A 6,348-nucleotide genomic window follows, 5' to 3' on the forward strand; every position below is an offset into this window, starting at 1 on the left:
GGTCTTGCGGGCTTCGAGCAACGACATCTGGTATCTCCGGGGCTTTCGGTGATTGTCTTACATAGGGAATGTGGGGCCCGATTTGAACTCGGCAAAACCGATTCGGCGGGGATAAGCGCTAGGGCGTTTGCCATACGGGGAACAGGGTGCGCGCGGCGCGGTTCAATCTGGCAGAAGGAGAGTTTACCATGGGCCAGTACGAACCCCGCGACAGCCGCGACGTCACGCTGAACAAGGGACACGAGCCGGGCGGAATAGAACGCACCGGCCCGCGCGAGGACAAGGCGCGCCGCAAGGCCGAAACGGAAGAAAGCGACAAGATGGCGATCGACAATCCCGCCGGCGATCCGCGCCCCGAATATGATCAGTACAATCTCAACGACCCCGAAGCGATCGACAAGCGCGATGCCGAAGCGGTCGAGGACGCGGACGAGAAAGACGCCGACCGGCGCTGATCTGGACAAATTACGGGGCGAAGCGGGCTGATCCGGTTTTCCCCTTTTGCGGGCCAGCCCCGCGACCCCCGGCGCCCCGTCCGACAAAGGCGGGGCGTCTTTTTATGTGAGGCCGGGGGCGAGCAGAACAGTCCTACGACACTACTTCCAGAACCAGCGGTCCTTCACCTTGCGCCGCGCCCGCTCGCGCCACATGCGGATGTAGAGCCACACGCCGGAAAAGGCGAAGAACAGCAGCGCCAGGCCGGACAGGAAGCTGATCGCCTCCCCCAGCTTGCCGAATTCCTCGCCCGAATGGAGGTGGTGGAAGAAGCCGACCATGCCGCCCAGCCCTTCCGCCCCGGGCCGGGGCGGGGTGCAGCGCCATTCGGGTGGACATACGAAGCCGGCGGGCGGCGCGGCCTCGACCGCCGACGCTTCCGGCCGCGACCAGCCCGCCAGATGGCTCAGCACGCCGGTGGCGGCGATCCAGAACAGGAAGATGCCGAAGAATACCGACAGCCAGCGATGCCATTTGCGCATGATAGACCACTCACGAGAAGTTGCGCGCGGGGCGAAAGCAGCTTCGCGAGGACCGCACAAGAGGGGCAATCCATAAAGCCAGACAAAGCTCGCCCCGCGAGGCGAGCCTCACCGCCGACGAGCCGGGGAACAGACCGCTGCCCGACCCGTTGAGTCAGTATAACCCATTCAAGAAAAAGGAGAACACAGCATGTTCGACAAGCTGCGCATCAAGGAACACATGGAAGTCACCGACCACGCCGGTCGCCACCTGGGCACCGTGGACGAGGTCGAAGATGAGCGGATCAAGCTGACCAAGTCGGATTCGGCGGATTCGTTCCATCACTACATCCCGCTGGAACAGATGGACCGCGTCGACGACAACAGGCTTTATCTCAAGGAAGGCGCCCGCATCCCGGAAGGCCTGACCGGACGAACTGCAACGGTCTGACCATCGCCTGACCTACATGACCGAACCCCGCCCGTCGCAAGACTGGCGGGGTTCGTCGTTTCGGGCGCGTTTCAGGGAGCGGAATCGGTGTCGGCGCGTTCGGTCAGGCAGAAGGAGACATACCCATGACCGACACAAGCAAGATCAAGGAACATATGGAAGTCATCGGAGCCGATGGCGTGCACGTGGGCACCGTCGACCATGTCGAGGGCGACCGGATCAAGCTGACCAAGAAGGATTCGGGCGCGCAGATCGAGCAGGCCGAAGGGAGCCACGAAGGCCATCACCACTACATCTCGGTGGGCCTCGTCGCCGATGTCGAAGGCGACAAGGTTCGCCTCAGCGCCACCGGCGCCAATGCGGTGACGTTCGAAGAAGAAAAATAGGGCAGAGACTGGACCGGCGCCGCGAAGTTCACAGGCGGCGCCGGTCCGGATGTCCTAAAGCCAGTTCAGGCGTCCGGGTCTTTGACCTCGACGCCGAATGGCGTTTGCTGATGCTGTACCACGACCCAGTCCTCGTGGCCCAGGCGCCGCAGCACGCTGGTGCACAGAGCGTGATAATTCCTGTCAGCGCCCTTCGCCTTTGCGCGATAGCCGATCACGATCAGACCTTCCTCGGGCCGGGTCACCCGCGTGTCGGCGAATTCCACTTCGTCCCAGCGGGGCGTTTTCTCGACCGCCGCACTAGCCGCGCCATGATCGTATAGAAAAGGTTCGGCGGGCAGCGCCATTACGCAGTCCTCCGCCACGTTCTTGCGGTACACATCCCCGCCACCCAGCCACAACTCGCGCTCGAATTCCCAAATGCGATCGTCGTTCAACGAAATTCTCCTAGCTTATCCGTTCAACAGTTGAACGAGCGGGAGGCGCCGGGGTTCAATCGGAATTGACGATGCTAGCAGAAAAGGACGACTGGCCGCTACTGCGTGGTTTTGCGACGCTCCGCTTTGAGTGCGAACTATCAGTAACTCGCCGTCCCGAAAATGATCAAATTTTGGGACGCTATTCGACTTTTTCGGAGAGGTGATCAAATAGCGCTTGGCGGTCGGCGTAAGGTCGCTTTCATCGCGTAGGGAAGGAACGATACGTCAACGGCGGACCCATAGCGTATGATTTTGACCATCCTCTCACCAGACCCCGGCCAAGCGCGAGCATGGTGAGAATGGCGAGGACCAACCCATTGACGGGCGTTGTTAGGTCTGGCCCTAACGTCCGCAAATATATCAGGGAGCGAAGCTACAAGCTCCGTTTCATTTGGAGCTGAATATGGCTTGGGCAAACGCCTTTTCTGACATCCCTGATTCTTTGGTCGAACAGGTCAAGATGATGGAGGGCATTCTCATTGCATGCGCCACGGGTGGTTCGCCCGACGGGCATATCTATGAAGCGCTTCGACGCGATTTTGTAGAAAACCATGCCATTCGCGACCTGCTACCGACGTTCGTAAGAACCTATCGAAATCTTGATGCCTTTTGGCCCTATATCAAAAATAAGGCTGGCACGTATGCAGAGCGCCGGCAGTTATTAAGCGAAGCGTTCACCCCGCTAATCGATTACCTAGAGGGCCGATGTACTGCTCCCGGTGACACCTCCGCTTCTGACGCTCTACGCACGTTCGACGCGGAAGGGGTTCACGTAGTTTGGGCAAAAGCGCTTGAGCGCAGGGAGAGCGATCCCGAAGGCGCTATAACTGTTGCGCGCACGCTGCTGGAAACAGTGATCAAGCGCATCCTAGACGAAACCAATACGCCTTACGGCGATAAGGATGATTTACCAAGACTATACAAAGCGGCAGCGGAAAAGCTGCACCTCGCACCCAACCAGCATAGCCAAGATGCTATAAAGCAAATTCTTGGCGGTGCGGCGACGATGGTCAATGGCATCGGAACACTGCGGAACAAGCTATCCGATGCACACGGAAGGGGCGGGCGCCCGGTGAAACCGTCGACACGTCACGCAAGCCTAACCGTCAATACGGCAGGAGCCGTCGCAACATTCCTAGTCCAGACGTTCAACGAACGATTGAAGGGGTAGCGCGCGCAATCCGCATCGGTCCTCGCTTTGGCGATCGTGCCGACAGCAATCCGGGGTGACCTTTTCCCGAAATCTATTCCCGATTGCATTTTCCGAAATGACCTGTCGAAGATGGCGCAACGGGAAAGGTCGCGTTTGACGAATAGTCGATTCCGGGCTGCCGCGCCGATCTGCGGAACGTGTGAAATTGGGCGCGAAATTCCTCACCCTGACAGATCTGGAGCCGAGGATCATCAATCACCGGCTCCAGTGGCTTTCGCCGAATTCCCGGCAGGCTTCGAACCTGCTTCCTCCCCCTTGCGAAAGGGGTGCATCATTCAGCTGTGCTACGGGACCATACTTCAATTTAGATGTGTTATCTGCTGCCGATTGCAGCATGAACGGACGGCAGATTTTCAGGTTGCCGCTTTGAGCGGTCGAATGGCTACAATGTTCGCAAAAGGCGTCATCTAATTAACCAAGCTCTACATAAAGGGCGGGCCGATCCCACCCCTGTCCCGCGATGCGCCCGCCGCCTCACTGACAGGCCAGGCATTCCTCGTAATCGGTCTGCCCGTCACCGCCCGGCGCGAGTTCGTATTTCGCGGCTTCGGCGGTGTTGTCCGCTTCCACGCCGCCCGCGAAGCCGGCACGCTGCACGCTCTTGCTACGCAGGTAATAGAGCGACTTGATGCCCTTCTCCCACGCCTGGAAGTGCAGCATCATCAGGTCCCACTTGTCGACATCGGCGGGGATGAAGAGGTTGAGGCTCTGCGCCTGGTCGATGAAGGGCGCGCGATCGCCCGCGAATTCCAGCAGCCAGCGCTGATCGATCTCGAAGCTGGTCTTGTAGACCGCCTTTTCCTCCGGCGTGAGGAAGTCGAGGTGCTGAACGCTGCCGCCCTTCTCCAGGATCGAATTCCACACATTGGTGGAATTCTTCGCCTTCTTGTCGAGCAGCTTTTCCAGATAGGGGTTCTTGACCACGAAGCTGCCCGACAGCGTCTTGTGGGTGTAGATATTGGCCGGGATCGGCTCGATACAGGCGCTGGTGCCGCCGCAGATGATGCTGATGCTGGCGGTCGGCGCGATCGCCATCTTGCAGCTGAAGCGTTCCATCGCGCCCATTTCCTCCGCATCTGGGCAGGGGCCGCGTTCCTTGGCCAGCATCATCGAGGCTTCGTTGGCCTTGGCGTTGATGTGCTTGAACATCTTCAGGTTCCAGACCTTGGCCATGGGGCTTTCGAACCCGATGCCCTTCATCTGGAGGAAGGAATGGAAGCCCATCACCCCCATGCCCACGCTGCGTTCGCGCATGGCGGAATATTTCGCGCGGGCCATCTCGTCCGGCGCGCGGTCGATGTAATCCTGAAGCACATTGTCGAGGAAGCGCATGACATCCTCGATGAAGGTCTTGTCCTCGTTCCACTCGTCCCATTTTTCCAGGTTGAGCGAGGAGAGGCAGCACACCGCCGTGCGATCGTTGCCGAGGTGGTCGATGCCGGTGGGCAGGGTGATTTCGGCACACAGGTTGGAGGTGGAGACCTTCAGGCCCAGCTCGCGGTGATGCTTGGGCATCATGCGGTTCACCGTGTCGGAGAACACGATGTAAGGTTCGCCCGTGGCGAGGCGGGTTTCCACCAGCTTCTGAAACAGGCTGCGCGCGTCCACGGTCTTGCGGACCGATCCGTCGCGCGGGCTCTTCAGCTCGAACTGTTCGCCGTTGCGGACCGCTTCCATGAAGGCATCGGTCACCAGCACTCCGTGGTGCAGGTTCAGCGCCTTGCGGTTGAAGTCGCCGCTGGGTTTACGGATTTCGAGGAATTCCTCGATCTCCGGGTGGTGGATGTCGATGTAGCAGGCGGCCGAACCGCGCCGCAGCGAGCCCTGGCTGATGGCAAGCGTCAGGCTGTCCATCACGCGTACGAAGGGGATGATGCCGCTGGTCTTGCCATTGAGGCCCACCGGCTCCCCGATGCCGCGCACATTGCCCCAATATGTGCCGATGCCGCCGCCCTTGCTGGCGAGCCACACGTTCTCGTTCCAGGTGCCCACGATGCCGTCCAGGCTGTCGGACACCGAGTTCAGGTAACAGGAGATGGGCAGGCCGCGCGTGGTGCCGCCGTTCGAGAGAACGGGGGTAGCGGGCATGAACCACAGCTTGGAAATATAGTCGTAGAGCCGCTGGGCGTGGTCCTGGTCGTCGGCGTAGAAATCGGCGACGCGGGCGAACAGGTCCTGATAGTCCTCGCCCGGCAGCAGATAGCGATCGGTCAGCGTCTCCTTGCCGAATTCGGTCAGCAGCGCATCGCGCGATGCATCGGTTTCCACCGTGAAGCGGCGATCCATCACCTTCTTGCTGTCCACGGGCGCAGCCGCGGCCACGGCCTTCGCCGCTTCGGTCATCGCCGATGCGGTCGCGGTGGCGAGATCCGCCGAACCCTTGTCTTCCTTGGCCATCGTCATCGCTTTCGTTTCGCTTCTCGCGCCGGTTCGCGCATTGGCCGCCTGAGCATTGCGGGACGCCTCGTCCGTGGTGTCGACCGCAGTATCCAGCTCAAGCTCCATGCCCGTATCCCTGCTTGTGAAATCCATCATCGGCTCGCCGTCCCCAGTGCTGCGCGCAACATCGCTGTTCCGCAATTGTTCGATTCGGGCGAGACCAATCGCCCTAGCATTTGCATGGCGGCCGCGGGGGGAAAGTTTTCCCCCTTTTCCCCACTGCCCGGCCTTGCGCAGGCGACACACCCGATATGGGGCGCGCTGCGGAGATAGCTAGGTATAGTGGGTCGCCCCCGGCACCAAACCACTAGATGATGAATCAGAGCGGATTCGCGCGCAAGAGGGTGAAGGCGCGTTTACCAAAAGTTTTGGCTGTCCGCCGGGGTGTGGTAACCGCGCCATACACCGCGACGCGGCGGTTTTG

At 60.4% G+C, this 6,348-nt stretch carries 7 protein-coding genes and 1 tRNA gene; 4 read left to right on the plus strand and 4 right to left on the minus strand.

Annotation, left to right across the window (positions count from 1 at the left end; all coding sequences use genetic code 11):
- The first annotated feature begins 188 nt into the window (after window positions 1–188).
- Window positions 189–455 (plus strand): hypothetical protein, encoded by a 267-nt coding sequence (locus tag ACFDTG_RS15660; protein ID WP_375291890.1) that lies wholly within the window; start codon window positions 189–191, stop codon window positions 453–455.
- Window positions 456–596: 141 nt separating this feature from the next.
- On the opposite strand, the gene ACFDTG_RS15665 is transcribed toward ACFDTG_RS15660, so the two are convergent.
- Window positions 597–977 (minus strand): PepSY-associated TM helix domain-containing protein, encoded by a 381-nt coding sequence (locus ACFDTG_RS15665; protein WP_375291891.1) that lies wholly within the window; start codon window positions 975–977, stop codon window positions 597–599.
- A 190-nt stretch (window positions 978–1,167) separates the two neighbouring features.
- On the opposite strand from ACFDTG_RS15665, the gene ACFDTG_RS15670 reads away from it, so the two are divergent.
- Both ACFDTG_RS15670 and ACFDTG_RS15675 read left to right on the plus strand, forming a co-directional pair.
- Window positions 1,168–1,407, plus strand: coding sequence for a DUF2171 domain-containing protein (locus ACFDTG_RS15670; protein WP_375291892.1), 240 nt, complete (start codon window positions 1,168–1,170; stop codon window positions 1,405–1,407).
- A 125-nt stretch (window positions 1,408–1,532) separates the two neighbouring features.
- Window positions 1,533–1,793 (plus strand): DUF2171 domain-containing protein, encoded by a 261-nt coding sequence (locus ACFDTG_RS15675; RefSeq protein ID WP_375291893.1) that lies wholly within the window; start codon window positions 1,533–1,535, stop codon window positions 1,791–1,793.
- 65 nt (window positions 1,794–1,858) lie between these two features.
- Here ACFDTG_RS15675 and ACFDTG_RS15680 read toward each other — a convergent pair whose 3' ends face one another.
- Window positions 1,859–2,230 (minus strand): DUF4440 domain-containing protein, encoded by a 372-nt coding sequence (locus tag ACFDTG_RS15680; protein WP_375291894.1) that lies wholly within the window; start codon window positions 2,228–2,230, stop codon window positions 1,859–1,861.
- A 445-nt stretch (window positions 2,231–2,675) separates the two neighbouring features.
- Here ACFDTG_RS15680 and ACFDTG_RS15685 point away from each other — a divergent pair, with 445 nt between their 5' ends.
- Complete coding sequence (locus tag ACFDTG_RS15685; RefSeq protein ID WP_375291895.1) at window positions 2,676–3,443, plus strand: abortive infection family protein; 768 nt, start codon at window positions 2,676–2,678, stop codon at window positions 3,441–3,443.
- A gap of 262 nt (window positions 3,444–3,705) precedes the next feature.
- Here ACFDTG_RS15685 and ACFDTG_RS15690 read toward each other — a convergent pair.
- Window positions 3,706–3,779, minus strand: a tRNA-Ala gene (locus ACFDTG_RS15690).
- Window positions 3,780–3,959: 180 nt separating this feature from the next.
- Window positions 3,960–6,017, minus strand: coding sequence for a ribonucleoside-diphosphate reductase subunit alpha (locus ACFDTG_RS15695; protein ID WP_375291896.1), 2,058 nt, complete (start codon window positions 6,015–6,017; stop codon window positions 3,960–3,962).
- Window positions 6,018–6,348: the final 331 nt, after the last annotated feature.

Source organism: Qipengyuania sp. (assembly GCF_042095715.1).
Taxonomy (GTDB): Bacteria; Pseudomonadota; Alphaproteobacteria; order Sphingomonadales; family Sphingomonadaceae; genus Qipengyuania.

Coding starts and splice junctions, on each gene's coding strand:
- ACFDTG_RS15695 (WP_375291896.1), bottom strand. CDS start 6,017: ATGGATTTCACAAGCAGGGATACGGGCATGGAGCTTGAGCTGGATACT.
- ACFDTG_RS15660 (WP_375291890.1), top strand. CDS start 189: ATGGGCCAGTACGAACCCCGCGACAGCCGCGACGTCACGCTGAACAAG.
- ACFDTG_RS15670 (WP_375291892.1), top strand. CDS start 1,168: ATGTTCGACAAGCTGCGCATCAAGGAACACATGGAAGTCACCGACCAC.
- ACFDTG_RS15685 (WP_375291895.1), top strand. CDS start 2,676: ATGGCTTGGGCAAACGCCTTTTCTGACATCCCTGATTCTTTGGTCGAA.
- ACFDTG_RS15665 (WP_375291891.1), bottom strand. CDS start 977: ATGCGCAAATGGCATCGCTGGCTGTCGGTATTCTTCGGCATCTTCCTG.
- ACFDTG_RS15675 (WP_375291893.1), top strand. CDS start 1,533: ATGACCGACACAAGCAAGATCAAGGAACATATGGAAGTCATCGGAGCC.